Origin of the sequence: Enterobacter sp. UNJFSC 003 (assembly GCF_036903355.1) — a bacterium.
In the GTDB taxonomy this organism is placed as follows: domain Bacteria; phylum Pseudomonadota; class Gammaproteobacteria; order Enterobacterales; family Enterobacteriaceae; genus Enterobacter.
Map to the genome: position 1 here is coordinate 17,953 of NZ_JBAKHK010000012.1, position 26,276 is coordinate 44,228.

Consider the following 26,276-nt stretch of genomic DNA (forward strand, 5'->3'; position numbering starts at 1 on the left):
CCAAAATCACATTTGGTTATAAGACATAACTCACTGCTTATCGGTCGTCTTTTTCTTTCTCTTGAGCTTCGTCCAGATTTTCGTTTCCTGACGACGCCACAGGCGTTGAATATTATCGTGATGACGCAGCAGGATCAGGCAGGAGAGCATCGAAACCGGGAAGGTAAATTGGGGTTTGAACCACCAGACGTAGAACGGGGCGATCAGCGCGCTGACAATTGCGCCCAGCGACGAGTAGCCGCTCAGAAGGATAGTGAGTAGCCAGGTGCCGGCCATCACGCCGGTTAAATCCCAGCCGATAGGCGCAATCGCACCAAAGGCGGTCGCAACGCCTTTTCCCCCTTTAAAACCGAAGAAGACGGGCCAGATGTGACCGACGCAGGCGGCAATGGCAATCAGCCCCAGCCAGAACGGCGTGACGCCCAGCGCATACGCGCCCCAGACGGGTAGCATTCCTTTCAGAACATCAAAAATCAAAACCGCTACGGCTGCTCCCTTGCCGCCAATTCGTAGTACATTGGTCGCCCCCGGATTCCCGGAACCACTTTCGCGCGGGTCAGATAACCCGGCGATACGGCAGACCAGAATGGCGCTGGAGATTGAGCCGCAAAGGTAGGCGAGGATAATCATTCCAGGCGCGATTGCACTCATAACGCTGTTCCGTTTTGAAAATGTATCTGTAGTCTCAACATCTGTGGATAATACGCATAATTCGCCGGAAGTGGTATCCGGTTTAGCCAAAAAGCAGGCAGGTCGTGATGGATATTGTATTTATAGAGCAACTTTCGGTAATCACCACTATTGGTGTTTACGACTGGGAACAGACCATCGAGCAGAAGCTGGTGTTCGATATCGAAATGGGCTGGGACAACCGCAAGTCAGCAAAAAGCGATGACGTGCATGACTGTCTGAGCTATGCCGATATCAGCGAAACGGTCGTGGGCCACGTAGAAGGGCAACGTTTTGCGCTGGTGGAACGTGTGGCGGAAGAGGTAGCAGACCTGCTGCTGACCACGTTTAACTCACCGTGGGTACGCATCAAGCTGAGCAAGCCGGGGGCCGTGGCGCGTGCGTCAAATGTTGGCGTTATCATTGAGCGTGGCACAAATCTGAAAGAAAAGATTTAACGTCATAATAGCTAAACCATTTTCTGTTATACCGGTCTTAAAGCTGTATCTTTCACGGTAGCCTGTGTGGCGACCGTTTTTTTATATCTTTTTAGGGGTTTATAGATGAGCGATATGCACTCGCTGCTGGTGGCGGCAATACTGGGTGTGGTCGAAGGATTGACGGAGTTTTTGCCGGTTTCCAGTACGGGCCATATGATTATTGTTGGCCACCTGCTGGGCTTTGAGGGAGATACCGCAAAGACGTTCGAAGTGGTCATTCAGCTGGGGTCTATTCTGGCCGTTGTCGTGATGTTCTGGCGTCGACTGTTTGGTCTGATTGGTATCCACTTTGGCCGTTTACCGCAGCGCGAAGGTGAAGGCACTGGCCGCCTGACGCTGATCCATATCCTGCTCGGGATGATCCCCGCAGTGGCGCTGGGCCTGGTTTTCCACGACGCCATCAAGTCGCTGTTCAACCCAATAAACGTGATGTACGCGCTGGTGGTTGGCGGCGTCCTGCTGATTGCGGCAGAAGTGCTGAAGCCAAAAGTCCCGCGTGCGGAAGGCCTGGACGATATGACCTACCGTCAGGCGTTTATCATTGGTTGCTTCCAGTGTCTGGCGCTGTGGCCGGGCTTCTCGCGTTCTGGGGCAACGATTTCTGGCGGGATGCTGATGGGCGTGAGCCGTTATGCGGCGTCGGAGTTTTCATTCCTGCTGGCGGTGCCGATGATGATGGGCGCCACCGTGCTCGACGTCTATAAGAGCTACCACTTCCTGACCGCAGGCGATATTCCGATGTTCGCCGTGGGCTTTGTTACCGCCTTTATTGTGGCGCTGATCGCCATCAAAACCTTCCTGCAGCTGATTAAACGTATCTCGTTTATTCCGTTCGCAATCTATCGCTTTATCGTCGCCGCTGCGGTGTACGTGGTCTTCTTCTGATGACCGACTGCCCTCAGTCTTTTGGCTGAGGGCAACGCTGTTCCTTCCATGCTGCTACTGCCTCAATCCGACGTTTCGTCAGCTCTTCCCGAATCTCAGGCCCTTTGAATCCGGCCTCCACGACGTCCTTCGTCGGCACCGCTTTTGCGACATTCCACGCTTCGCGCAGCAAACGTCCCTGCGGGTAATCGCAGGCTTCAAACCCCGTACGCCCGCGCACGTCAGCCTCGCTGGTCAGCGCGATTTGCTCCACGCGCTGCGGCTTGCGCCAGGCATCAATGTTATCGAACAGCTTCACGATGGTGGCCGGCTTCAGGATAGGGAAGGTATGAATGAGATCGTGGAACTCTGCCACCAGTTTCGCCAGATCGCGGATCTCATTGGGTACACGCAAGCGCTGACAAAGCCCTTGAACCAGCTTCACGCCAGCCGGGCCGTGGCCGTGGTGGCGCGGCCACAATTCTTTAGGCGTTAACCCTTTACCCAGATCGTGACACAGGGTGGAGAAACGCACGTCCACATCGGGGCTCAGCATGGCGGCCATACTCAGCGTCATCAAGGTATGAATACCGGTATCAATTTCCGGATGCCACTTTGCCGGCGCCGGGACGCCAAACAGATTATCCACTTCCGGGAAGAGGACCTTCAGCGCACCGCAGTCTCTGAGAACCTGGAAAAAGACCTGCGGATTGCGGGTGGTAAGCGCATTTTCGGTCTCTTTCCAGACGCGCTCAGGCGTCAGATGTTCAAGCTCACCCGCCTCGGTCATCGCGGTCATCAGCGCCATTGTTTCGTCGGCTATCCGGAAGCTCAGATGGGCGTAACGGGCAGCGAAACGCGCCACGCGCAGCACGCGCAGCGGATCTTCAGAAAAGGCCGGGGAGACGTGGCGCAAAATACGGTTATGCAGATCGTCTCTGCCACCGTATGCGTCGATAATCTTGCCGTGTTCATCTTGTGCCAGCGCGTTGATGGTGAGATCGCGACGCAGGAGATCTTGCTCCAGCGTGACGTCCGGCGCGGCGTAGCAGGTGAAACCGGTATAGCCTGAACCCGATTTTCGCTCGGTGCGCGCCAGAGCGTACTCTTCACGGCTTTGTGGGTGCAGAAAAACAGGAAAATCGCGGCCTACCTGCTGGTAGCCCGCGTCGAGCATCTCTTCGGGCGTGGCACCCACCACAACCCAGTCTTTATCTTTGACCGGTAGACCTAATAACGCATCACGTACCGCACCACCGACCAGATAACTCTTCACGCCCAACTCTCCCGTCTTCTCTTTCTCAGAATAATACGTAAGTGTGGCAGAGAAGACGAGTTAGTTCATCCAGCGATCTTTACGCTTGCGGCTTGGGATCAGCATAGGCAGCACCAGACCGAGCACGAGGCCGACACCCAGCACGCCGCCGCCATACATGAACCACTGCATGATGATGGTACGCTGTTTGTCATCAAGCTGAAGGTTAGCGGCGCTAACCTTCTTCTGCGCGACAATCAGCTCGTTTTTCAACTTCTGGTTCTCTTCCTTCAAACCATTAATCACACCATCGCTCTGGGCCACTTTCTGCTGCATTTCTGCAGTGCGCTGGTTCCAGGTGTTATCGATGTTGGTCAGCTTATCGGTCAGGGTTTTCACCTGATTTTCCAGATCCGGCACGCGGGTGCGCAGGCTTGGCACGTTGCTCAGCTCTTTCAACGGGATCCAGGAGGTACGGCCGGTGCTGTCGCGAACCTGGCCGTAGTTGGTGTCTGCATTGGTTTGTAACAGAGTCACTTCCTCGCCGGCATTTACCGTGCCCACGAGGCGATAATTGTCCCCGGGACCACTGCGTACCCAGGTGTTCAGTTCATCAGAAACGTAACGCTTCTCTTCAGCGTGGACCGCGGTTGCGGCGCTAAAAGCGAGTAAAGCAAGTCCAATCAGGCGTAATTTCAGCATATCAGTCGTTTTTTTCATAAATAGTGGAACGATAGTAGTGGCATCAGTGTCTCTACGCAAAGGATTCGTCATCAATCAGAATCATCTGTGTACTGATTTCCACTGCATCAAATTTTTACGCCCGTCAAATTGCTCATTGCGTGGCAATTTGGCGCAAAATACTATGTACTGACAAACAAATGGCGAGGAAGTTCGCCTTCATCGACGCGTCTGTGACGCACGCAAAAGTACAAGGCTATGGCACAAGAAATCGAATTAAAGTTTATCGTCGAAAAAGACAGCGTTGACGCGCTCCGTCAGCATCTGCATACGCTTTCCGGCGAACACCATGAACCAGTACAGTTGCTCAACATCTATTACGAAACGCCGGACAACTGGCTGCGCAGTCACGATATGGGCTTACGCATTCGTGGCGCGAACGGGCGCTACGAGATGACGATGAAAATCGCCGGCCGCGTGGTGGGCGGTTTGCACCAGCGTCCGGAATACAATATCGACATCAGTCAGCCAGAACTTGAGCTGGATCGTTTCCCGTCAGACGTGTGGCCGGAAGGCAAACTGCCGGAAACCTTATCCAAGCAGGTGCAGCCGCTGTTCAGCACCGATTTTTGGCGCGAGAAATGGCTGGTGACGGAAGGCAAAAGCCGCATTGAAATCGCCCTCGATCTGGGTGAGGTAAAAGCCGGTGAACACCAGGAAACCCTTTGCGAGCTGGAGCTTGAACTGCTTGAGGGCGATGCGAACGACGTCCTGAAGCTGGCGCGTAAGCTGGTGAATCAGTCTGGCCTGCGTCAGGGGAGCCTGAGCAAAGCCGCACGCGGCTACCACCTGGCGGCCGGAAATGCGCCTCGTGCGCTGAAAGAGACGACCATTCTGCATGTCGCGCCGAAAGCCAGCGTTGAGCAAGGCATGGAAGCCGCGCTGGAACTGGCGCTTTCCCAGTGGCTGTACCACGAAGAGCTGTGGGCGCGAAATGTCAAAAATGCGAAAGGACACGTTCTGGCGGCGATGGGGCTGGTGCGGCACACGCTGGCTTTGTTTGGCGGTATCGTTCCGCGTAAAGCAAGTGCTCACTTACGAGATCTGCTGACGCAAACCGAAGCGCTGATGCTTTCCGACGTATCGGCACAAACGGCGATATACAGCCCGCAGGCTGCGACGGCAAAACTGGCGCTAACCGAATTTCTAGTCACGCGCGGCTGGCGTAGCTTCCTGGATGCGAAAGCGCAGACCAAAATCGCGGAAAACTTCAAGCGTTTCGCGGATATTCATTTGTCACGCCATGCCGCCGAGCTGAAGACCACCTTTGCGTATCCCTTGGGTGATGGGTATGGCGATCAGCTGATCCGTCTGGCGCGTAATATCGACAGCATGCTGTTGCTGTCCGGTGCTTACGATGGTGCCAAAGCGCAGGCCTGGATGGAAAACTGGCAGGGGCTGAAACATGCCATTGAAACCCGCCAGCATATTGAAATTGAGCATTTCCGCAACGAGGCCATTTCTCAGGACCCGTTCTGGCTGCACAGCGGAAAACGTTAATTCTGGCAAGGAACCCCTACAATGCCGCTTTCTTCGCAGTTACAGCAGCAATGGCAGATCGTTTGCGAACGTCTGCCTGAGTCATTATCGGCGTCAACGTTAAGCGAGCAGGCCAGAAGCGTGCTCGCTTTCAGTGATTTTGTGCAGGAAAGTATCACCGCTAACCCGGACTGGCTGATGGCGCTTGAAAGCTCACCGCCGCAGGCGGAAGAGTGGCGGCAGTATGCCGGGTGGCTCCAAACCGAACTTGTCGGCGTAACGGATGAAGCGACGTTGATGCGCATTCTGCGCCAGTTCCGCCGTCGGGTGATGGTGCGTATTGCCTGGGCGCAGTCGCTGGCGCTGGTCAGTGAAGAAAGCACGCTACAGCAGTTGAGCGAGCTGGCGCAGACGTTGATTGTCGCCGCGCGCGACTGGCTGTACGCTGCCTGCTGTAAAGAGTGGGGGACGCCCTGTAGCGAAGAAGGGGTTCCACAGCCGCTGCTGATTCTGGGCATGGGCAAGCTGGGCGGCTGCGAGCTGAATTTTTCCTCTGATATCGACCTGATTTTTGCCTGGCCGGAAAAGGGCTCCACGCGCGGTGGCCGTCGCGAGCTGGACAACGCCCAGTTCTTTACCCGCCTGGGTCAACGCCTGATTAAGGCGCTTGATCAACCTACGCAGGATGGGTTTGTCTACCGCGTGGACATGCGTCTGCGGCCCTTTGGCGACAGCGGCCCGCTGGTGCTGAGCTTTGCGGCGCTGGAGGATTATTACCAGGAGCAGGGGCGCGACTGGGAACGCTACGCCATGGTCAAAGCGCGGATCATGGGCGACAGCGACGATGCCTACGCCAACGAGCTACGGGCCATGCTGCGTCCGTTCGTCTTCCGTCGCTATATCGATTTCAGCGTGATCCAGTCCCTGCGTAACATGAAAGGGATGATTGCCCGTGAAGTGCGTCGACGCGGGCTTAAGGACAACATCAAGCTTGGCGCGGGCGGCATTCGCGAAATCGAATTTATCGTGCAGGTTTTCCAGCTGATCCGCGGCGGACGCGAGCCGTCGCTGCAATCCCGTTCGCTGCTGCCGACCCTGTCAGCGATTGAACAGCTACACCTGCTGCCGGAAGGCGATGCTAACACGCTGCACGACGCCTATCTGTTCCTGCGTCGGCTGGAAAACTTGCTACAAAGTATTAATGATGAACAAACCCAGACCCTGCCGGGCGACGATCTGAACCGGGCGCGTCTTGCTTGGGGAATGCACGTTGCCGACTGGGCGGCGCTCACCGAAAAGCTGGATGCCCACATGGCGGGCGTGCGCCGCATCTTTAACGATCTGATTGGCGACGATGAAAGTGAATCCCAGGACGATGCGCTCTCCGAACACTGGCGCGAGCTGTGGCAGGATGCGCTTCAGGAAGATGACACTACGCCGGTGCTGGCACACCTGAGCGACGACGATCGCCATCGCGTGGTGGCGCTCATTGCGGACTTCCGTCTCGAACTGAACAAGCGCGCCATTGGCCCGCGTGGTCGTCAGGTGTTGGATCATCTGATGCCGCATCTGTTAAGCGATGTATGCTCGCGAACGGATGCGCCGGTACCGCTGTCACGCATGATGCCGCTGCTGAGCGGGATTATCACGCGTACCACGTACCTGGAACTGCTGAGCGAGTTTCCGGGGGCGCTCAAGCACCTGATCTCACTCTGCGCCGCCTCGCCGATGGTAGCCAATAAGCTGGCGCGTTACCCGCTGCTGCTGGACGAGTTGCTCGATCCGAACACCCTGTATCAGCCAACGGCGACCGATGCCTATCGCGACGAGCTGCGTCAGTACCTGCTGCGCGTGCCGGAAGACGATGAAGAACAACAGCTGGAAGCGCTGCGCCAGTTTAAGCAGGCGCAGATGCTGCGCGTGGCGGCGGCGGATATCGCCGGAACGTTGCCGGTAATGAAAGTGAGCGATCACTTAACCTGGCTTGCGGAGGCGATTATCGATGCGGTCGTGCATCAGGCGTGGATTCAGATGGTGGCGCGTTACGGCCAGCCAAAACACCTGGCTGACCGCGAAGGCCGCGGTTTTGCGGTTGTCGGCTACGGTAAGCTTGGCGGCTGGGAACTGGGGTACAGCTCCGATCTGGATTTAATTTTCCTGCATGATTGCCCGGTAGACGTAATGACCGACGGTGAGCGCGAAATCGACGGCCGTCAGTTCTATCTGCGGCTGGCTCAACGCATTATGCACCTGTTCAGCACCCGTACATCTTCGGGCATTTTGTACGAAGTGGATGCGCGTCTGCGTCCATCCGGCGCGGCCGGGATGTTGGTCACTTCAACGGAATCCTTCGCGGATTACCAGAAGAATGAAGCCTGGACCTGGGAACATCAGGCGCTGGTGCGTGCCCGCGTGGTCTATGGCGATCCGCTGCTGAATACGCAGTTCGATGTTATCCGCAAGGCAATAATGACGACCGTGCGTGACGGCGGCACGTTGCAGACCGAAGTGCGCGAGATGCGCGAGAAAATGCGCGCGCACTTAGGCAATAAACATCGCGATCGCTTTGATATTAAAGCCGACGAGGGCGGAATTACCGATATTGAGTTTATTACCCAGTATCTGGTGCTGCTGCACGCGCACGATAAACCTAAGCTGACGCGCTGGTCCGATAACGTGCGCATTCTGGAACTGCTGGCGCAAAACGACATTATGGATGAACAAGAGGCGCAGGCCTTAACCCGTGCCTATACGACGCTTCGCGATGAGCTCCACCATCTGGCGTTACAGGAACAGCCGGGGCACGTGGCGTTAGACTGTTTTACCCATGAACGTGCGCAGGTGACGGCAAGCTGGCAGAAGTGGCTGGTGGAACCGTGCGTATCAAATCAAGTGTGATATTATCGCGCGCAAATTGTGAATCTTTCTGGAGTCAGGAATGAAAGTAACACTGCCAGAGTTTGAACGTGCTGGGGTTATGGTTGTTGGTGATGTGATGCTGGATCGCTACTGGTATGGGCCGACGAGCCGCATCTCCCCGGAAGCACCGGTGCCGGTCGTTAAGGTCGACACCATTGAAGAGCGTCCTGGCGGCGCGGCAAACGTGGCGATGAACATTGCTTCTCTGGGCGCGCAGTCGCGTCTGGTGGGCTTGACCGGTATTGACGATGCGGCGCGTGCGCTGAGTAAGTCTCTGGCTGACGTGAACGTGAAGTGTGATTTCGTTTCTGTTCCGACGCACCCAACCATTACCAAGCTGCGCGTGTTGTCGCGTAACCAGCAGCTGATCCGCCTCGACTTTGAAGAAGGGTTTGAGGGCGTCGATCCTGAGCCGCTGCACGAGCGCATCAATCAAGCGTTGGGTAACATCGGCGCGCTGGTGCTGTCCGATTACGCCAAAGGCGCGCTGGCAAGCGTACAGACGATGATTCAGCTGGCGCGTAAAGCCAACGTTCCCGTGCTGATCGACCCGAAAGGGACTGATTTTGAGCGCTATCGCGGCGCGACGCTGCTGACGCCAAACCTCTCTGAGTTTGAAGCGGTGGCGGGCAAGTGCAAAACCGAAGAAGAACTGGTTGAGCGTGGCATGAAGATCATCGCTGATTTTGAGCTGTCTGCACTGCTGGTGACCCGTTCGGAGCAGGGCATGACGCTGCTGCAACCGGGTAAGGCTCCGCTGCATATGCCTACTCAGGCGCAGGAAGTGTACGACGTGACCGGCGCCGGTGATACGGTAATCGGCGTGTTGGCCGCGACGCTTGCGGCGGGTAATTCCCTTGAAGAAGCCTGCTACTTCGCCAACGCTGCGGCGGGCGTGGTGGTCGGTAAACTCGGCACCTCTACCGTTTCGCCAATCGAGTTGGAAAATGCGGTGCGCGGTCGTGCCGATACCGGTTTTGGCGTGATGAGCGAAGACGAGCTGAAGGTGGCCGTCGCCGCTGCGCGCAAGCGCGGTGAGAAAGTGGTCATGACCAATGGCGTGTTCGACATTCTGCACGCTGGCCACGTTTCTTATCTGGCGAATGCGCGCAAGCTGGGCGATCGCCTGATTGTAGCGGTAAACAGCGATGCCTCGACGAAGCGTCTGAAAGGCGATACCCGTCCGGTGAACCCGCTGGAACAGCGTATGATCGTGCTTGGCGCGCTGGAAGCCGTGGATTGGGTGGTCTCGTTTGAAGAAGACACGCCACAGCGCCTGATTGCCGGTATTCTGCCGGATCTGCTGGTCAAAGGCGGCGATTACAAACCGGATCAAATTGCGGGTAGCGAAGAGGTCTGGGCCAACGGCGGTGAAGTGATGGTGCTCAACTTTGAGGACGGGTGTTCGACCACCAACATCATCAAAAAGATCCAGAAAAACAGTCAGTAGTTCGTGTGGGCTAATGGCCCTCACACCACCCCTCTCCCATGGGGAGAGGGAGCAAACCTAAAAAACGGCAACCAAGGTTGCCGTTTTGCATTGACTTTAGGCCTGGTCATCCACCGGTGGAATCGCCGGTGCCGGCTTCACTTCTTCCGGCGAGTTGCGGTTTTCCAGCTCGGTAAGACGCTGTTCAAGCAGGGCCAGCTTCTCGCGCGTGCGCAGCAGAACCTGCGTCTGCACGTCGAACTCTTCGCGGCTGACTAAATCAAGGCGAACCAACTGCGCCTGCAGCGTCTGGCGGATTTTCTTCTCGACGTCATCACCAAATTCACGAATACCTTTCGGCATGGATTCATGAACCTGGCGTGCAATTTGCTCAATTTTCTTTGGGTCAATCATTGTCGTTTCCCTTGATGAAAAGGTGTTAGTGCCTATTGTAGCGCGTCATGCCATTGGTTAAACAAAATTGTTTGTTGCTTATGCATTGCCCAGGATAATCAATAGCGTTATAGTTATCTCGCTTATTCTCAGGGCGGGGCGAAATTCCCCACCGGCGGTAAATCAGCTTAACGCTGAAAGCCCGCGAGCGCTTTGGGTGCAAACTCAAAGGTCAGCAGATCCGGTGTAATTCCGGGGCCGACGGTTAGAGTCCGGATGGGAGAGAGTAACGATCCAGTCGGGTACGGCCCGCTCACGTTAACTTTTTGCCGTTTATACGGCGCTCCTAAGACTGCCCTGATTCTGGTAACCATAATGTTAATGAGGTTTTTTTACCATGAATCAGACGCTACTTTCCTCTTTTGGTACTTCAACTCAACGTGTTGAACATGCACTGGATGCACTGCGCGAAGGCCGCGGTGTGATGGTGCTTGATGATGAAAACCGTGAAAACGAAGGCGACATGATTTTCGCCGCCGAAAACATGACCGTTGAACAGATGGCGCTGACTATCCGTCACGGCAGCGGCATCGTATGCCTGTGCATCAATGAAGACCGTCGCAAGCAGCTCGACCTGCCAATGATGGTTGAGAACAACACCAGCGCCTTTGGAACCGGGTTTACCGTTACTATCGAAGCGGCGCATGGCGTGACCACCGGTGTGTCGGCAGCTGACCGTTTGACGACCGTTCGTGCAGCGATTGCAGATGGCGCTAAGCCATCTGACCTGCACCGTCCTGGCCACGTTTTCCCACTGCGTGCGCAGGCGGGTGGGGTGTTAACCCGCGGCGGCCACACCGAAGCGACTATCGATCTGGTGACGCTGGCGGGCTTCAAACCGGCGGGCGTATTGTGTGAACTGACCAACGATGACGGCACCATGGCGCGTGCGCCAGAGTGCATCACCTTTGCTCGTCTGCACAACATGCCAGTGGTGACGATTGAAGATTTGGTGGAATACCGCCAGGCGCACGAGCGCAAAGCCAGCTGAAAAACGCTGCAGTGAAAAAGCCGGGGATCCCCGGCTTTTTTGTCTTTAGTGGTAGTTGATTTTGAATAGCACGACGGTTTCAAAAGGGCCTGAATCAATGCCCGATCCTTCCACATGGGAAAGCTCAGCGGTATAGGTGGTCTCAAATTGCAGCACCGAACCTGTAAAATCGGCGTACTCGTCATACTGATTGTAGGTAAAGGGCTGTATGCCGTTAAGAATGCGTAGCTTCAGACCGTTGCCAATAAGCAGCGCCGTATCATTGGCCGTGAGCGGGTTGTCGGTGTAAAAGGACGAGTCGATTTTAAACCCGTCTGAACACTGCGCGTCCTGCACTTTGCTGGTTTTAACCGTGAACGTTCGTGTCCGCGTTCCCTGGGTCACAATATCGCGCGCGCTGAAGGTGCCAAAATCAATCTCCTGGTTTTCAGGAGTGATACTAAACGTCGCCCCGCAGTCCAGCACCCGAATGTTTTCCAGACCGTTAATGTGATATTTCAGGTTTTTGGCATTTGAAAGGGTATTTACGCCCCCTTTGCCGTCAAACTGTACCACGATGTAATCTCCAAGGGTGCTGACGTACCCTTGAGGCGGCACCGCCTTGAGCTTGACGTATAGCCTGAAGCGCGCCACAAAGGTGCGTGAAGTATGGACGTCCCACGGATTCCCTGAACACACGTATTTCTCCCAGCCCATCGCTTTTAACTGTTCTGACGTGTAATTGCTCAGGCTGTTGTTGTCCAAACACTGGCGGGTATCAACGCCGTAGGTCTGGCCCGTGGCATCGTAATCCGCCCCTTCGTAGGTAACTCCCAGCTCGTAATAGGGATCTGATACGGACGGGTAAGGATTCACCCACGCAAACACGTTTTCGTTCTCATGATTTGAGGCGGTATTCCTGTCGCAGTACACCGGGATCCTTACGTCACTGGATTCCCAAATTTTTTGCCCGACCGTCGCGTTGCTGGGAATCGAAAATTCAGACACCGTTTTGGTTTGCTCGACCTGGCCGTTTTGCGTACCAAGGTAACAGTTCAGCGCCTGGGCGTGTTTTAGCGGTAGCATCACCAATAGAACAAGAAGCAGGTTAACGAGACGTCGCATGTTGCCCTGCCTTTCGTGGTATCAGCATACATGGGGCTGTTCCTTTACAGGCTAAATCTACCTTACGTAGCGCACCATAATCATCAATATAGCCAATGCTGTAGCCGCTCTCTTCGGGTTCGCTTAGCGTGAGGGTACGGGTTTCGAATGGGCTAATCATCAGGCTATCGAAGCCCGGCAGCATGGTTTTTCCGTTATTGCTCAGCCACGCCAGCGTGGTGAAATAGGGGGTGGGATTTTTAAGCGTCATCGTTCTGCCCGACAGCGTCACCGTCAACCGTATTTCCGCATTGTCTCCAGCCTTTTTGCGAATGGTCTCCGGACGCCAGAAAAGCTTAATGCGGCTCTGCATCGCTACCTGCATAACGCTGCGCTCTTCTTTCCGGTTCTCACTTTTGGGCGGGACTTCACGCAGGTTGAAAAAGAACAACGTCTCCCGATCGTTGGGAAGTTGCTGCGTAGCGGGTTGTTTGACGATCCGCACCTGTGACGACGTACCGGGTTCAATGCGCTGAATGGGCGGCAGCACCATAAAATGGCTGTCTTCTTTGCGTCCTTCCCGATCCTCCACCCAGGCGAGAGCCAGGTAGGGGAGCGATTTGCTCTGGTTTTCGATTGTCAGACTGCTGGCCTTGTCATTTTCCGGGAAGACAATACGCGTTCGATCGAGGTTAACTGCCGCGTTCGAGAGGGGGGAAACGCAAAGACAAAGTGCTGTAAAAAAAGTTTTTAATTTCATCATGATAATTTACTGACAGGGCAGTACGAGCTGCGTGATGTTTTCCAGAGAGGTTGGTAGGGAGAAATGGCACTGCTGGTTGTCTCCCCACATAACCGTAAAGTGTTGTTCTGCTTTCACCGCACCCAGCCAGATATGTCCGTCCTGGGCAACAATACCGACCTCCTGCCCAGAATCCTGCTCACGAACCTGTGCACCGAGTGGCGGCACGCCGGAAGCGGTATGCAGTATCCCAACCACGTCCTGCCCCTGGCGGGTTGCAATCAATCGATAGCCTATTGCCCCCTCGGTCCAGGTAGAGCGAATCACGCGGTTATCCACATTGACCCCTTCCGGCAGCGTGTTCAGATTGACCTGAACGTTGGCGGGTAAGTAGCTGGAAAAAGCGGGCAGAACGCCGATACCAAACGCATTCGTGGTATCGCGGGACATGCTTAACGGGATATTGCCGATGCCTTCTGTGCTGACCATCACGCGCGGCTCGTTGCCGTAGCTTCGGCGGTGAAGGGCGGCTCCCTGAGCGGTTGCGGTGAACGATCCGTTCCAGCTCGCACTGACCGAACGGTAGTCATTGGCCTTATAACTCCCTGAAAGGTTCAGGTCACCCGTCCCGGCATAATGCTGGTAGTTAGCGCTAACCTGCGCGCCGGCATCGGTTTTTTCACTTTCTGTCCCTGCGGAAACCCCCCAGGTATTGTTCCTGTCAGACGAGTCATACCAAGAGAGCGTCTGGCGCGTGTTGTTGCTATTCCTCACGTCGTAATTAAGGCGATGATCCGGATCGAGAGGAACGCTAAGTGACAAGTAGATCTGCGTGTCATCGCTTTGATCCTGATAATGTGTTTTGCTCCACGAGGCCGTGACGCCAAGATTTTTCCAGCGGCCCAGATCGACGTTGTAGCCTGCTGTCAGGGTGCCCGTGGTGGAGGGTTCTCTGTCCCACCAGGTTTGGCGCAGCATGCCAAGATAAAGGTTAAGCGACAAGGCTGGAATGTACTGGCTGGCGGTGATGCTGAAGGTTTGCTTTTCCGCTTCCGCGTCATCCTGGTTTTTTTCGATAAAGCGGGCATAGCTGAGAAAGCGGCTGTCGGAATAGCGGTAGCTGGCAAGCGTAAGCTGGCTGCCGGTTGTATCGAAGCGTTTGCTGTAGTTGATGCGATAACTGTATCCGGTTTGTTTATCTTTCCCGAACCGCTGGCTGGCGGCTTGGGTTACATCAAACGACAGCGCCCCAAGCCAATCCATGTTTTGCCCGATACCCGCCGCTAACGCGCGATAGTCATTGCCGCTGTTTAGAACACCGCCGTACAGCGAGGTTTGGGAAAGCAGGCCCCATGAGAATTCGCTGCTTAAAAAGGTCTTGCTTTCAACGTTGTGTGAGCTGTCCTGGCGGGCTTCCCCGCCAGCGAGCTTATATCGAATCTGACCTTTTCGCGTCAGAAAGGGGACCGAGGCAGCAGAAACCTGAAAAGTGCTAAAGCGGCCGTCCTCTTCGGTGACTTTAACGTCCAGCGTACCCTGAACCGACTGATTAATATCCTGGATAACGAACGGGCCGGGCGGGACCTTGGTCTGATAGATAATTCTGTCTGCCTGGCTGACCGTCACGGTCGCGTTGCTTTGCGCGATACCGGATATTTGCGGCGCGTAGCCGCGCAGCGACCAGGGCAGCATGCGTTCGTCGCTGATAAGCGACGCGCCCGTAAAGGAAAAACCATCGAAAATATCAGACTGGAAATCAGACTCACCCAGCGTCAGTTTTGAGCCAAGTGCAGGCAGAGGACGAAAAAGATAAGCGCGGGATAAACGTCCGTCGCGCTGAGAGCCATCATCCGTATGATTAAGCGCATACTGATAATCTCCGCGCAGGCGCCAGGCTCCCAGGTTAACCCCCGCAGTGCCGTAGGTATTGAGGTTATCGCTGCTTGATCCGTCGTCAGGCTGGTAGCGGCTGGCGAAAAGATTGTAATCCAGCAGGATGCCTGCAATACCGTTGTCCCAGGTCGCAGGCGGCATCCAGTTGGTTGAATGATACTGTAGCCAGGCCTGAGGTATGGTTATCTCCAGCGTTTGGGTTGCCTGGATAAACGCGAAGTGAACCTGCGACAATCCGCTAAAATCGACGCAGCCTGCTGTTTCGGGCAGCGTACTGCGGAGCCTGTCGTTCAGACCCAAGTTATCTGCCAGGTCTGCCGGAATGCACGCTTCCGTGGTATCACCTCTACGCTGCCAGGCTAACTGCCAGCCGCTCGTAAGCGGCGTGTTATTTACCGAAACGGTAACAAAATAATTGCCCGGGGCGACGTGGTTCTTCTCTTTGAATTGTGAAATATCGATATTGCCGCGCTGATCTTTATCGACAGCATTAATGTTAAATTCCACGGCGAGAAGCGGGGAAGGTGTAAGAAAGCCTGCAATGATGATCCATAGTGAACTGTATTTCATCATTCAGCTCTCGAATAAAATAATGCAAATAGCTGGCAAATAGATTGCCAGCCGATATAGAACTACCCGTTTTCGCTTATTTGTACAGCAAGATGTAATTAGCGGTAGATTCAACCTGGCCAGCGGTGGCTGTTTTGCCTGACGCGACTTCCATTTGCGCTTTGAAGTGCAGCGTCTGAGTGGTAGAGCCAGCCGACAGGTCAACGGTGTTCTCGGCACCGAGCGTGATGGGGGCCTCTGCATTGTCCAGCAGACGAACGCCGACGTTCTGCGCGCCGCCCGCATAGGTGTTACTCATCAGGTTGGTATCATTGGAATCCGTCGCCGTGCTGCTGAAGGTCACATCAACTTTGGTAACAGGAGTACCGGTCTCGTCTGTCGGCTCAAGCTGGCAATTTTCCAGATTGATATCGACAGGCACCGCCGTTGATTTTTTGTTGGCATTCATCACAGCGGTGGTTACCTGGCCAAGATCAACCTCTTTATCAACGCTGTCAGGCGCGATGTTACAAGGTGCATCAATGACCACGCCTTTGAAGGTGATTTTTCCGGAGCCCTGGTCGGCGGCAAACGCCGGCGAAGCGAGACAAGCGGCTAAAGCCAGAGCGAGAAGGGTCTTATTCCCATTGTTCATTAGAAGTTCCTTTACATGAGCATTTTTGAACGTTCAAAAATTGGCCCTGTATATTTTACGTCTAAATGTAACAATGTATTGTTAGTATTAATTAAGGCGGCTTTAAGGTGCTTTATATATATATTGTCATTGAATGGTTTCTATATGAATGAATAAGGGAAATACGTGCGCTTATTTAAAATAAACGCACTTATATATTATTAACCTATCCCTGCAGACTGTAATAACACCAGGCTGAATCCCATTACGGACATGCCGCACAATACGCCGTAGCTTGGATTATTGTTGGGGTCGATCTCTTTCGCCAGCGGCATCAGTTCATCCACCGAAAGCGCGATCATAATTCCGGCCACCGCAGCCATGATAGCCGCCATCACCACCGGTGAGACCAGGCTGCCTAGGATCAACCAGGCCAGCACGCCGCCCAGAATCTCTGCCATGCCTGATATGCCTGCCCAGAATACGGCGGTGCGTTTTGAGCCGGTAGCGGCATATACCGGCCCGGCAACCGCGAGTCCTTCAGGAATATTGTGTAATGCCACCGCCAGCGCGATGCCAAAGCCCATTTCCAGATTACTGCTGGCCGTCACGTAGGTGGCAACGCCCTCCGGGAAGTTATGCAGGCTGATGCCCAGCGTCAACAGAATCGCGGTACGCTTAATATTCCGTGGCATAGGGGTAACGTTTTTCTGCATCAAATCCTGCGGATGCGCATGGGGCAGCATACGGTCGAGGGCAAAGTAGCCCAATAAGCCGATAACAAACATGCCGTAACCCAGCAGAGGCGACATACCTTCTGTATCGAGCGCCGCGGGCAGCATCTCCATCAGGGAGATAAGCAGCATGATCCCAGCGGCAAAACCTAATGAAAAGGCCAGAACGCGATTAGACGGCTTCTGGCCGAGTACACCGAGGAACGCGCCGATAAACGTGGCCGCGCCCGCAAGTATTGTCAGAATCAAAGGGACTGACATTCATCTCTCCTTACGCCGTTGCGGATATTCAAATTTCCTGATGATGATCGTCATGGTTATCTGCGTTCATCTTTGCCTGATTACGCGTAATGTAGCACCATTAAATTGACACCTTCTGTAAGGATATCACCATGACTTCTTCTCGTATGCCAGCACTGTTTTTAGGCCACGGTAGCCCAATGAACGTCCTGGAAGATAACGTCTATACCCGCACATGGCGACATCTGGGTGAGACGTTGCCGCGTCCGAAAGCGATTGTGGTGGTGTCTGCACACTGGTTTACGCGTGGTACAGGCGTTACCGCAATGGAAACGCCGAAAACCATTCATGATTTCGGCGGCTTCCCGCAGGCGTTGTATGATACGCACTATCCGGCACCAGGCTCCCCTGCGCTGGCACAGCAGCTGGTTGATCTGCTGGCTCCTGTCACGGTTGCTCTGGATAAAGAGGCCTGGGGTTTTGACCACGGCTCCTGGGGCGTGCTGATAAAAATGTACCCCGATGCGGATATCCCGATGGTGCAGTTGAGCATAGACAGCACCAAACCGGCAGCCTGGCATATGGCGATGGGCCGTAAGCTGGCGACGCTTCGCGATGAAGGCATTATGCTGGTGGCAAGCGGTAACGTGGTGCATAACCTGCGCACGGCACGCTGGCACGGTGAAAACACGCCGTATCCGTGGGCGACCTCTTTTAACAACTATGTGAAAGACAATCTCGCCTGGCAAGGCCCGGTTGAGCAGCACCCGCTGGTTAATTATCTCGATCACGAAGGCGGTTCGCTCTCTAACCCGACGCCGGAACACTTCCTGCCGCTGCTGTATGTATTGGGTGCGTGGGATGGCCAGGAATCGATAACGATCCCGGTCGATGGCATTGAGATGGGCAGCTTGAGTATGTTGTCGGTGCAGGTGGGGTAACGTCTTTTCGCCCTCTCCCCGTGGGAGAGAGCCGGGGTGAGGGCGTCTGGCCGCACCCCGGCACAACAACAATTACTCCACAAAAATATGCGGGTAAAAGCGTGATAGATCCTGGGTGATCAGCGCGCGATCTTCGCGGATGCCAATCCCGGCAGGCCGATCGTTAATGAGCCAGCTACCAATCAGCGTATAGCTGTCGCCAAACTTCGGCAGTTGATAGAACTCCTGGACGATCATCCCTTCTTCGCCGTACGGTCCTTCAACCGCTTCCAGCGTTTTGCCGTTTTCGATGATCGACACGTTCGCCCCTTCGCGGGAGAAGATCGGCTTAACGACGAACTTCTCCATCTGCGGGTGATCGTCTTCCGCAAAGTAAGCTGCCAGCAGGTTAGGGTGGTTCGGGAACATTTCCCAGAGCATCGGCAGCAGGGCTTTGTTGGAGATAATGCTCTTCCACGCAGGTTCCAGCCAGCGGACACCGGCATCTTCCAGCTTGGTGGAGAACATTTCGCGCAGCATGTATTCCCACGGATAGAGCTTGAACAGGTTGCTGATCACCTGATCCTGCGTATCGGTAAACTGGCCTTTCTCACCCAGACCAATGTCTTCGATAAACAGGAACTCGGTCGCCACTTCCGCTTCGGCAGCACAGTCCTGCAGGTACTGAACCGTTCCACGGTCTTCTTCCGTGTCGCGGCAGCAGGCAAGGTGCAGCAGGTTAAAGCCGTGTTGTTCACGCAGCTCAGCGAAACGCTCAATCAGCTTTTCCTGCAGGCTGTTGAACTGATCGCTACCTTCCGGCAGGTTTCCGGCGCTGACCTGATCTTCCAGCCAGATCCACTGGAAAAACGCGGCCTCATACAGCGAGGTCGGCGTATCGGCGTTGTTCTCTAACAGTTTAGGTTCGCCCACGCCGTCCCACGCCAGATCGAGGCGAGAGTAGAGCGATGGCTGGTGGGTTTTCCACGATTGACGCACAAAGCTCCAGGTATGCTTTGGAATGCGGAATTTGGTCAGCAGCGCGTCGCTGTCGATAACCTTTTCTACCACCTTCAAACACATCTGGTGCAGCTCTGCGGTTACCTCTTCCAGTTTTTCAACCTGGGCGAGGGTGAGCCTGTAATAGGCATCTTCACACCAGTACGGCTCGCCGTACATGGTGTGGAAGTTAAAGCCGTATTCGGTCGCTTTTTCGCGCCAGTCCGGGCGCTCAACAATACTGACTCGTTCCATGATCAGCCGCCCATTGAGCGAGTCGAGGAACCGGTCGCGCTGCGCTGCATGGCGCTTTGTTTCGCCACGGACTCACCGAAGCCGCCACGGGTGACGGTGCTGGTGGTGGCAGGTTTCGGCGCCATTGCCGATTTTGGCACGGTCGTGGTACGGCCAGGCGTTGCGGCACCATAGTTTTTACCGCTGGCGTCGGTATATTTACCGTATGCCGGGCTATTTGGATTTTTGGAGCTAAACAGCGGCTGCTGCTGGTAGCCTGCGCCACCGCTCATCATCCGGCCCATCATGTAGCCGGCCATCAACGGCATCCAGAAGCTGCCGCTGGACTGTGCCTGCGCCTGATTTTCTGGAGCCATACCTGCCTGAGCAGGTGCCTGCTGGCACTGACCTTCGCCGAATTCGGCGACACAGTCTTCGCGTGAGGCGTATTTCGGGGCGGTACGTTCCGCCTCTTTCACGGCGTTGTTATACGCAGTCGTACATTCTGCGGCTTTGCCGGTTGCGGCCGAGCAGTCGTCCGCATTTTGATACATCGACACCGTCTCGTCATTTTGCTCACAGCCCGCCAGCATAAAAACAGCGGTGATCGCCAATGCGACAGGGGTGAGATGACGTGCGTTCCAGCTTTTGCGGAACGAGGCGTGATTAATTGTTTTTGTCCGTTTCATCATTGTCTTCCTGGACCCAGTGGTAATAACGCTCAGGATAGAGGATGAGTGGTTGAAAATGAAGCGCAGAGGGGGATTCGGGGGGATCTTTACGTTGGCTTACGTTTGGATGTGATAAGGGTTCCCTCTCCCGAAGGAGAGGGAGGGCAATACTTAATGACGGAACGGATTATTACCGCTGCTTGTCGGGGCGCTGGTGCGCGCTGTGGCTGGCTGTGCTGCGGCAGCCGTGCTGTCACCATTAAAGTTATCTACCGCGGCGACCTGCTGTGGATTCTCAGGCGCAACGCTATCCGGGGAGGTCGAAACGGCTTTACCCAGCGCGCTGTTCAGCGACTGCAGGTCTTGCTCGTTCAACGTACCCAGCGCTTGTTTGATGTTCAGCTGGTTAATCAGGTACTGGTAACGTGCGCTGGAGAGCTGCTGTTTAGCGTTATACAGCGTGGTCGTTGCGTCTAACACGTCAACGATAGTACGCGTACCAACGGAATAGCCTGCTTCCATCGCGTCCAGTGAGCTCTGGGCAGAAACAACGGCCTGCTTATAGGCGTTGATGCTGCTGATGGAGGCGTTAACGTTGTTGAAGGAAGAACGAACGGTCTGCACCACGTTACGGTGTGCGCTTTCCAGTTGCTCGCTCGCACCCACAAAGTTGTACTGCGCCTGTTTCACCTGAGAGTTCACCATTCCACCCTGATACAGCGGCAGTGAGAAGTTCAGGCCCACTTTGTTTTGACCCATGTTGCTGTCGTCATACTGGGCTGTATTGGTTTTAGAGCCGCTGTAGGTGGTATCAGAGACGCCAGTAGAGGCGCTCAGGCTCAGGGTTGGCAGATGACCATCCTGTGCCTGACGAATCTGTTCACGCGCCAGATCCTGGCTCAGACGTGCCTGCAGCAAGGCCAGGTTACGGTTTTCCGCTTCTTTCAGCAGCGCGTTCACGGCCTGCGGTTTGTCGGTTTTAAAGTTGTCGACATTCAGGGAGGCCAGCTCTGGGTAATAATTACCGGTAACCTGACGCAGTGATTCCAGCGCGTTGTCGAGGTTATTACGCGCGGTCACTTCGTTAGCCAGTACGCTGTCGTACTGTGAACGGGCGTTCTGCACGTCGGTAATCGCCACCAGACCCACGTTGAAACGCTGGGTGGTTTGATCTAACTGACGATAAATTGCCTGTTTCTGCGCTTCAGTGTAGGAGAGCGAGTCAATTGCGCTCAGCACGTTGAAGTAAGCCGTGGCGGTGTTAAGGATCAGCGTTTGCTGATCGGTCTGATAGGTCACGTCCTGGATGCCCGCGCTCTTCTCTTGCAGCGTCAGGGCGCGCCATTTAGACATATCAAACAGCGTCTGCGTCAGCTGCAGTGATGCACTGGTGGCGTTAGAGTTGACGCCGTTAGCGTCGCGAAAACCGTTGCTGTAGGTATAATCTGCACCTAAGCCCAGCTGCGGCAGCAGCGGACTACGTGCTTCGTTAATTTTTTCAAACGCAGCATCACGATCGGCCGCTGATTTACGTAAATCAGGGTTGCCCAGACGTGCCTGCTGGTAGACCTGTAACAGGTTTTCCGCCTGGCTCATTGCACTGAAGCCCGTCAGGCTCAGGCCGATAAGGATGGGGAGCAATTTCTTCATTTGCATTCCTTGTTGTGAAGCAGTATTAGCGCTGATCTAATTAAAAAATAATTGCCGATTCTAACAGAATCTTCCACACCAAAAGGTTGGCGTTACGTGCCATCTGGCGGTAATTTGCACCAATCTACCATATAGCCTTTCAAACGGCAGCCAAACAGGCTTGAAATTCATCATTTCATCACCATTGCTACCAGGATTCGAATCATGCAAAAAACAGATAAGTTGCCAGTGACATTCGCCAAAAACGATGTAGAAATTATTGCACGAGAAACGCTATATAGCGGTTTTTTTTCAATGGATCTTTACCGTTTCAGGCATCGTCTGTTTAACGGCGAGATGAGCGGCGAAATTCGACGCGAAATTTTTGAGCGCGGGCATGCGGCAGTCTTGCTACCCTTTGACCCAGTGCGAGACGAAGTTGTGCTGGTTGAGCAGATTCGAATTGCGGCCTATGACGTCAGTGAGAGCCCCTGGTTACTGGAGATGGTGGCCGGGATGATCGAAGCGGGCGAATCGGTCGAAGACGTTGCCCGCCGCGAGGCGCTGGAAGAGGCGGGTCTGGTTGTGGGCCGTACGAAACCGGTGCTGAGCTATCTCGCAAGCCCGGGTGGTACCAGCGAGCGCTTGTCTATTATGGTGGGTGAAGTGGACGCCACGACGGCGGAAGGGATCCACGGTCTGGCAGATGAAAACGAAGATATTCGTGTTCATGTGGTGAGTCGGGAGCAGGCTTACCAGTGGGTAGAAGAGGGGAAAATCGACAACGCAGCGTCTGTCATTGCCCTGCAATGGCTGCAACTGCACTATCAGACATTACGAAACGAGTGGAAAAAATGAAGCGCTATACACCTGACTTCCCAGAAATGATGCGCTTGTGCGAAACCAATTTCGCGCAATTGCGCCGCCTGTTGCCGCGAAACGACGCACCCGGCGAAACGGTAAGCTATCAGGTGAGCAACGCACAGTATCGGTTAACGATAACAGAATCAACGCGTTACACTACCCTGGTCGACATTGAGCAAACGGCACCTAGTATCAGCTACTGGAGCTTGCCGTCAATGTCGGTGCGCCTCTATCACGACGCGATGGTCGCTGAAGTGTGTTCAAGTCAGCAGATCTTTCGCTTCAAGGCGCGGTATGATTACCCGAATAAAAAGTTGCATCAACGCGACGAAAAGCATCAAATTAACCAGTTTTTAGCCGACTGGCTAAGATATTGTTTAGCACATGGAGCAATGGCGATTCCGGTTTGTTAGCGTCATAAACCTACCTAAGGACACCATTTGGAAAGCCTGTTGAACCTGACTGTTGCTGGTGGGGCGCCAGTCAGGATATTACAAATCACCGATACCCACCTTTTTGGCGAAAAGCATGAAACGTTGCTGGGGGTGAACACCTGGGAGAGCTATCAGGCCGTACTTAGCGCGATACATGCCGAAAGCCGCGCTTGCGATCTGATTGTTGCAACGGGCGATCTGGCGCAGGATCAATCTTCCGCGGCCTATCAGCATTTTGCTGAGGGTATCGCGAGCTTCAGCGTGCCCTGTGTCTGGCTACCGGGTAACCATGACTTCCAGCCTGCTATGTTCAGTTCGCTGCTCAGCGCCGGGATCTCCCCCGCCAAATGTGTTTTTGTCGGTGAAAATTGGCAAATCTTGCTGCTCGACAGCCAGGTGTTTGGTGTCCCGCACGGCGAGTTAAGTGAGTTTCAGCTCGAATGGCTGGAGAAAAAGCTCATTGCCGAACCGGATCGCAATACGCTGCTGTTGCTTCATCATCACCCGCTGCCGGCGGGGTGTAGCTGGCTCGATCAACATAGCTTGCGCAACTCTGCGGCGCTGGACCGCGTACTGATGAAATTCCCTCGCGTGAAAAATCTGCTGTGCGGGCATATCCATCAGGAACTGGATCTCGACTGGAATGGTCGCCGCCTGCTCGCGACACCGTCGACCTGCGTTCAGTTTAAGCCGCACTGCGCCAACTTTACTCTGGATACCATCGCACCGGGCTGGCGCTGGCTGGAACTGCATGCCGATGGCACATTGACGACGGAAGTTTGCCGTTTGCCAGGCGCGAAATTCCGCCCAGATACCGCTTCAGAAGGCTATTGATGTCTACGCTCCTTTACCTGCACGGGTTTAACAGCTCGCCACGATCTGCTAAAGCGACACAGTTTCGCCAGTGGCTGAGTGAACAGCATCCGCACGTGGAGATGATCGTTCCGCAACTGCCGCCTTACCCGGCTGATGCGGCGGATATGCTCGAGTCCATTGTGTTGGAACACGGCGGAGAATCCTTCGGGGTCGTCGGCTCATCGCTGGGCGGCTATTACGCCACCTGGCTCTCGCAATGCTTTATGCTTCCCGCAGTTGTTGTTAACCCGGCGGTACGGCCATTTGAGCTGCTGAGGGACTTTCTTGGCGAAAACGAGAACCCCTACACCGGCCAACAATATGTGCTAGAGTCACGCCATATTTACGATCTCAAAGTTATGCAGGTCGACCCGCTTGACGCGCCGGATCTTATCTGGCTGCTACAGCAAACGGGGGATGAAGTGCTGGATTACCGCCAGGCAGTGGCGTATTACGCATCCTGCCGCCAGACTATAGAAGAGGGCGGAAACCATGCTTTCACGGGCTTTGAGAATCATTTCACCCAGATTGTCGATTTTCTTGGACTGCACAGCCACTGACAATCAATGCGAATTGCTAGTTTAAATCATGACGCAAACCTATAACGCTGATGCCATTGAGGTTCTCACCGGGCTTGAGCCGGTTCGCCGCCGCCCGGGGATGTACACCGATACGACACGCCCAAACCACCTGGGCCAGGAAGTTATTGATAACAGTGTGGACGAAGCGCTGGCAGGACATGCCAAACGCGTTGACGTTATCCTGCACGCCGATCAATCGCTGGAAGTTATCGACGACGGGCGCGGCATGCCTGTGGATATTCACCCGGAAGAGGGGGTCCCCGCTGTTGAGCTGATCCTCTGTCGTCTGCATGCGGGCGGTAAGTTCTCCAACAAAAACTACCAGTTTTCCGGTGGTTTGCACGGCGTAGGGATCTCCGTCGTCAACGCCTTGTCAAAGCGCGTGGAGGTGAACGTCCGTCGTGACGGTCAGGTCTATAACATCGCCTTTGAAAATGGCGATAAAGTGCAGGATCTGCAGGTTGTCGGCACGTGCGGTAAACGCAATACCGGCACCAGCGTCCACTTCTGGCCTGATGAAAGCTTCTTCGACAGCCCACGCTTTTCCGTTTCTCGCCTGACGCACCTGCTGAAAGCCAAAGCGGTACTGTGTCCGGGCGTTGAAATTACCTTTAAAGATCACGTCAACAATACCGAGCAGACCTGGCGCTATGAGGATGGTCTTAACGACTATCTGTGCGAAGCGGTCAATGGCTTGCCGACCCTGCCAGAAAAACCGTTTGTTGGTAATTTTACCGGCGATACCGAAGCGGTGGACTGGGCGCTGCTGTGGCTACCGGAAGGCGGCGAGCTGCTGACCGAAAGCTACGTCAACCTGATCCCGACCATGCTTGGCGGTACCCACGTCAACGGTCTGCGTCAGGGGCTGCTGGACGCAATGCGCGAATTCTGCGAATACCGCAACATTCTGCCACGCGGCGTGAAGCTGTCGGCGGAAGATATCTGGGATCGCTGCGCGTACGTGTTGTCCGTGAAGATGCAGGATCCGCAGTTTGCCGGTCAAACCAAAGAGCGCCTCTCTTCACGCCAGTGCGCGGCTTTCGTGTCCGGCGTGGTCAAAGATGCGTTCACCCTGTGGCTCAACCAGAACGTTCAGGCGGCAGAAATGCTGGCTGAAATGGCGATCTCCAGCGCCCAGCGCCGCCTGCGCGCGGCCAAGAAAGTGGTGCGTAAAAAGCTAACCAGCGGCCCTGCGCTGCCGGGCAAGCTGGCGGACTGCACCGCGCAGGATCTGAATCGTACCGAGCTGTTCCTGGTTGAAGGGGACTCTGCGGGCGGTTCGGCCAAGCAGGCGCGTGACCGTGAATATCAGGCGATCATGCCGCTCAAGGGTAAGATCCTGAATACCTGGGAAGTCTCCTCTGATGAAGTGCTGGCCTCGCAGGAAGTGCATGATATCTCTGTGGCGATCGGCATCGATCCGGACAGCGACGATCTGAGCCAGCTGCGCTACGGCAAGGTCTGTATCCTCGCGGATGCGGACTCTGATGGTCTGCACATTGCCACGCTGCTGTGCGCGCTGTTTGTGAAGCACTTCCGCACGCTGGTGAAAAACGGTCACGTCCACGTGGCACTGCCGCCGCTCTACCGTATCGACCTCGGCAAAGAAGTTTATTATGCGCTGACGGAAGAAGAGAAAGCGGGCGTGCTGGAACAGCTTAAGCGCAAGAAGGGTAAACCTAACGTACAGCGCTTCAAAGGGCTGGGCGAGATGAACCCAATGCAGCTTCGCGAAACGACGCTCGATCCGAACACCCGCCGCCTGGTGCAGCTGACGATCAGCGACGAAGACGAACAGCAAACCAACGCCATGATGGATATGCTCCTTGCCAAGAAACGTTCGGAAGACCGGCGTAACTGGCTGCAGGAGAAAGGCGATATGGCGGATATTGAAGCCTGATAAAAAGCCCTGCG

Annotated in this window: 24 protein-coding genes and 1 riboswitch; of the genes, 12 read left to right on the top strand and 12 right to left on the bottom strand. The window is 54.9% G+C overall.

Annotation, left to right across the window (positions count from 1 at the left end; genetic code table 11):
* Window positions 1-30: 30 nt before the first annotated feature.
* Window positions 31-651: a glycerol-3-phosphate 1-O-acyltransferase PlsY gene (gene plsY, locus V5P19_RS19620; protein WP_334406665.1), complete on the bottom strand. Its 621-nt coding sequence runs from the start codon at window positions 649-651 to the stop codon at window positions 31-33.
* Window positions 652-758: 107 nt separating this feature from the next.
* Here plsY and folB point away from each other — a divergent pair, with 107 nt between their 5' ends.
* Together folB and bacA are read left to right on the top strand one after the other, a co-directional pair.
* Window positions 759-1,127 carry a bifunctional dihydroneopterin aldolase/7,8-dihydroneopterin epimerase gene (gene folB / locus V5P19_RS19625; RefSeq protein WP_334406667.1) on the top strand — a complete coding sequence of 123 codons (369 nt, stop codon included), beginning with the start codon at window positions 759-761 and terminating at the stop codon, window positions 1,125-1,127.
* 105 nt (window positions 1,128-1,232) lie between these two features.
* Window positions 1,233-2,054, top strand: coding sequence for an undecaprenyl-diphosphate phosphatase (bacA, locus tag V5P19_RS19630; RefSeq protein ID WP_334406669.1), 822 nt, complete (start codon window positions 1,233-1,235; stop codon window positions 2,052-2,054).
* Between the two features lie 13 nt (window positions 2,055-2,067).
* On the opposite strand, the gene V5P19_RS19635 is transcribed toward bacA, so the two are convergent.
* Window positions 2,068-3,309 carry a multifunctional CCA addition/repair protein gene (locus tag V5P19_RS19635; RefSeq protein ID WP_334406671.1) on the bottom strand — a complete coding sequence of 414 codons (1,242 nt, stop codon included), beginning with the start codon at window positions 3,307-3,309 and terminating at the stop codon, window positions 2,068-2,070.
* Between the two features lie 60 nt (window positions 3,310-3,369).
* Window positions 3,370-3,990 carry a TIGR04211 family SH3 domain-containing protein gene (locus V5P19_RS19640; protein ID WP_334406787.1) on the bottom strand — a complete coding sequence of 207 codons (621 nt, stop codon included), beginning with the start codon at window positions 3,988-3,990 and terminating at the stop codon, window positions 3,370-3,372.
* Between the two features lie 237 nt (window positions 3,991-4,227).
* Between V5P19_RS19640 and V5P19_RS19645 the strand changes: the two genes are divergently transcribed.
* The 3 genes from V5P19_RS19645 to hldE are packed head-to-tail and all read left to right on the top strand — an operon-like array spanning window position 4,228 to window position 9,877.
* A complete protein-coding gene (locus V5P19_RS19645; protein ID WP_334406672.1) occupies window positions 4,228-5,529 on the top strand; it encodes an inorganic triphosphatase in 1,302 nt (433 codons plus the stop codon).
* Between the two features lie 21 nt (window positions 5,530-5,550).
* Window positions 5,551-8,406: a bifunctional [glutamate--ammonia ligase]-adenylyl-L-tyrosine phosphorylase/[glutamate--ammonia-ligase] adenylyltransferase gene (gene glnE / locus V5P19_RS19650; RefSeq protein ID WP_334406674.1), complete on the top strand. Its 2,856-nt coding sequence runs from the start codon at window positions 5,551-5,553 to the stop codon at window positions 8,404-8,406.
* Between the two features lie 40 nt (window positions 8,407-8,446).
* Complete coding sequence (hldE, locus tag V5P19_RS19655; protein ID WP_334406676.1) at window positions 8,447-9,877, top strand: bifunctional D-glycero-beta-D-manno-heptose-7-phosphate kinase/D-glycero-beta-D-manno-heptose 1-phosphate adenylyltransferase HldE; 1,431 nt, start codon at window positions 8,447-8,449, stop codon at window positions 9,875-9,877.
* A 96-nt stretch (window positions 9,878-9,973) separates the two neighbouring features.
* On the opposite strand, the gene ubiK is transcribed toward hldE, so the two are convergent.
* Window positions 9,974-10,270: a ubiquinone biosynthesis accessory factor UbiK gene (ubiK, locus tag V5P19_RS19660; RefSeq protein ID WP_334406678.1), complete on the bottom strand. Its 297-nt coding sequence runs from the start codon at window positions 10,268-10,270 to the stop codon at window positions 9,974-9,976.
* 120 nt (window positions 10,271-10,390) lie between these two features.
* Window positions 10,391-10,541, top strand: a riboswitch (FMN riboswitch).
* 105 nt (window positions 10,542-10,646) lie between these two features.
* On the opposite strand from ubiK, the gene ribB reads away from it, so the two are divergent.
* The gene (gene ribB / locus V5P19_RS19665) at window positions 10,647-11,300 is read left to right on the top strand and encodes a 3,4-dihydroxy-2-butanone-4-phosphate synthase (protein ID WP_023309208.1); all 654 of its coding nucleotides are present in this window, start codon (window positions 10,647-10,649) and stop codon (window positions 11,298-11,300) included.
* 45 nt (window positions 11,301-11,345) lie between these two features.
* Here ribB and V5P19_RS19670 read toward each other — a convergent pair whose 3' ends face one another.
* From V5P19_RS19670 to zupT, 5 genes are all read right to left on the bottom strand, one after another.
* On the bottom strand, window positions 11,346-12,404 hold the full coding sequence (locus V5P19_RS19670) for a type 1 fimbrial protein (protein ID WP_334406681.1): 1,059 nt from the start codon (window positions 12,402-12,404) through the stop codon (window positions 11,346-11,348).
* A complete protein-coding gene (locus V5P19_RS19675; RefSeq protein ID WP_334406788.1) occupies window positions 12,388-13,143 on the bottom strand; it encodes a molecular chaperone in 756 nt (251 codons plus the stop codon). Before V5P19_RS19675 ends, V5P19_RS19670 begins: the two co-directional genes overlap by 17 nt.
* 9 nt (window positions 13,144-13,152) lie before the next feature.
* On the bottom strand, window positions 13,153-15,588 hold the full coding sequence (locus V5P19_RS19680) for a fimbria/pilus outer membrane usher protein (RefSeq protein ID WP_334406789.1): 2,436 nt from the start codon (window positions 15,586-15,588) through the stop codon (window positions 13,153-13,155).
* Window positions 15,589-15,664: 76 nt separating this feature from the next.
* On the bottom strand, window positions 15,665-16,222 hold the full coding sequence (locus V5P19_RS19685) for a fimbrial protein (protein ID WP_334406682.1): 558 nt from the start codon (window positions 16,220-16,222) through the stop codon (window positions 15,665-15,667).
* Window positions 16,223-16,422: 200 nt separating this feature from the next.
* Window positions 16,423-17,196, bottom strand: coding sequence for a zinc transporter ZupT (zupT, locus tag V5P19_RS19690; RefSeq protein ID WP_334406684.1), 774 nt, complete (start codon window positions 17,194-17,196; stop codon window positions 16,423-16,425).
* 131 nt (window positions 17,197-17,327) lie between these two features.
* On the opposite strand from zupT, the gene ygiD reads away from it, so the two are divergent.
* Window positions 17,328-18,116 carry a 4,5-DOPA dioxygenase extradiol gene (ygiD, locus tag V5P19_RS19695; RefSeq protein WP_334406685.1) on the top strand — a complete coding sequence of 263 codons (789 nt, stop codon included), beginning with the start codon at window positions 17,328-17,330 and terminating at the stop codon, window positions 18,114-18,116.
* Between the two features lie 72 nt (window positions 18,117-18,188).
* Here the strand turns inward: ygiD and V5P19_RS19700 are convergent, their stop codons facing one another.
* From V5P19_RS19700 to tolC, 3 genes are all read right to left on the bottom strand, one after another.
* Entirely contained in the window at window positions 18,189-19,349 is a 1,161-nt protein-coding gene (locus tag V5P19_RS19700; protein WP_334406687.1) for a glutathionylspermidine synthase family protein, read from the bottom strand.
* Window positions 19,350-19,351: 2 nt separating this feature from the next.
* Window positions 19,352-20,017, bottom strand: a complete 666-nt coding sequence (locus V5P19_RS19705; protein WP_334406790.1) for a DUF1190 family protein — start codon at window positions 20,015-20,017, stop codon at window positions 19,352-19,354.
* Window positions 20,018-20,170: 153 nt separating this feature from the next.
* The gene (gene tolC / locus V5P19_RS19710) at window positions 20,171-21,649 is read right to left on the bottom strand and encodes an outer membrane channel protein TolC (protein ID WP_334406689.1); all 1,479 of its coding nucleotides are present in this window, start codon (window positions 21,647-21,649) and stop codon (window positions 20,171-20,173) included.
* Between the two features lie 204 nt (window positions 21,650-21,853).
* On the opposite strand from tolC, the gene nudF reads away from it, so the two are divergent.
* The 5 genes from nudF to parE are packed head-to-tail and all read left to right on the top strand — an operon-like array spanning window position 21,854 to window position 26,262.
* The gene (gene nudF / locus V5P19_RS19715; RefSeq protein ID WP_334406691.1) at window positions 21,854-22,486 is read left to right on the top strand and encodes an ADP-ribose diphosphatase; all 633 of its coding nucleotides are present in this window, start codon (window positions 21,854-21,856) and stop codon (window positions 22,484-22,486) included.
* Window positions 22,483-22,905, top strand: coding sequence for a DUF1249 family protein (locus V5P19_RS19720; RefSeq protein ID WP_334406693.1), 423 nt, complete (start codon window positions 22,483-22,485; stop codon window positions 22,903-22,905). Before nudF ends, V5P19_RS19720 begins: the two co-directional genes overlap by 4 nt.
* 27 nt (window positions 22,906-22,932) lie before the next feature.
* Window positions 22,933-23,760 carry a 3',5'-cyclic-AMP phosphodiesterase gene (gene cpdA, locus V5P19_RS19725; RefSeq protein WP_334406695.1) on the top strand — a complete coding sequence of 276 codons (828 nt, stop codon included), beginning with the start codon at window positions 22,933-22,935 and terminating at the stop codon, window positions 23,758-23,760.
* Window positions 23,760-24,341 carry an esterase YqiA gene (gene yqiA, locus V5P19_RS19730; RefSeq protein WP_334406696.1) on the top strand — a complete coding sequence of 194 codons (582 nt, stop codon included), beginning with the start codon at window positions 23,760-23,762 and terminating at the stop codon, window positions 24,339-24,341. Before cpdA ends, yqiA begins: the two co-directional genes overlap by 1 nt.
* 28 nt (window positions 24,342-24,369) lie before the next feature.
* On the top strand, window positions 24,370-26,262 hold the full coding sequence (gene parE, locus V5P19_RS19735; protein ID WP_334406698.1) for a DNA topoisomerase IV subunit B: 1,893 nt from the start codon (window positions 24,370-24,372) through the stop codon (window positions 26,260-26,262).
* Window positions 26,263-26,276: the final 14 nt, after the last annotated feature.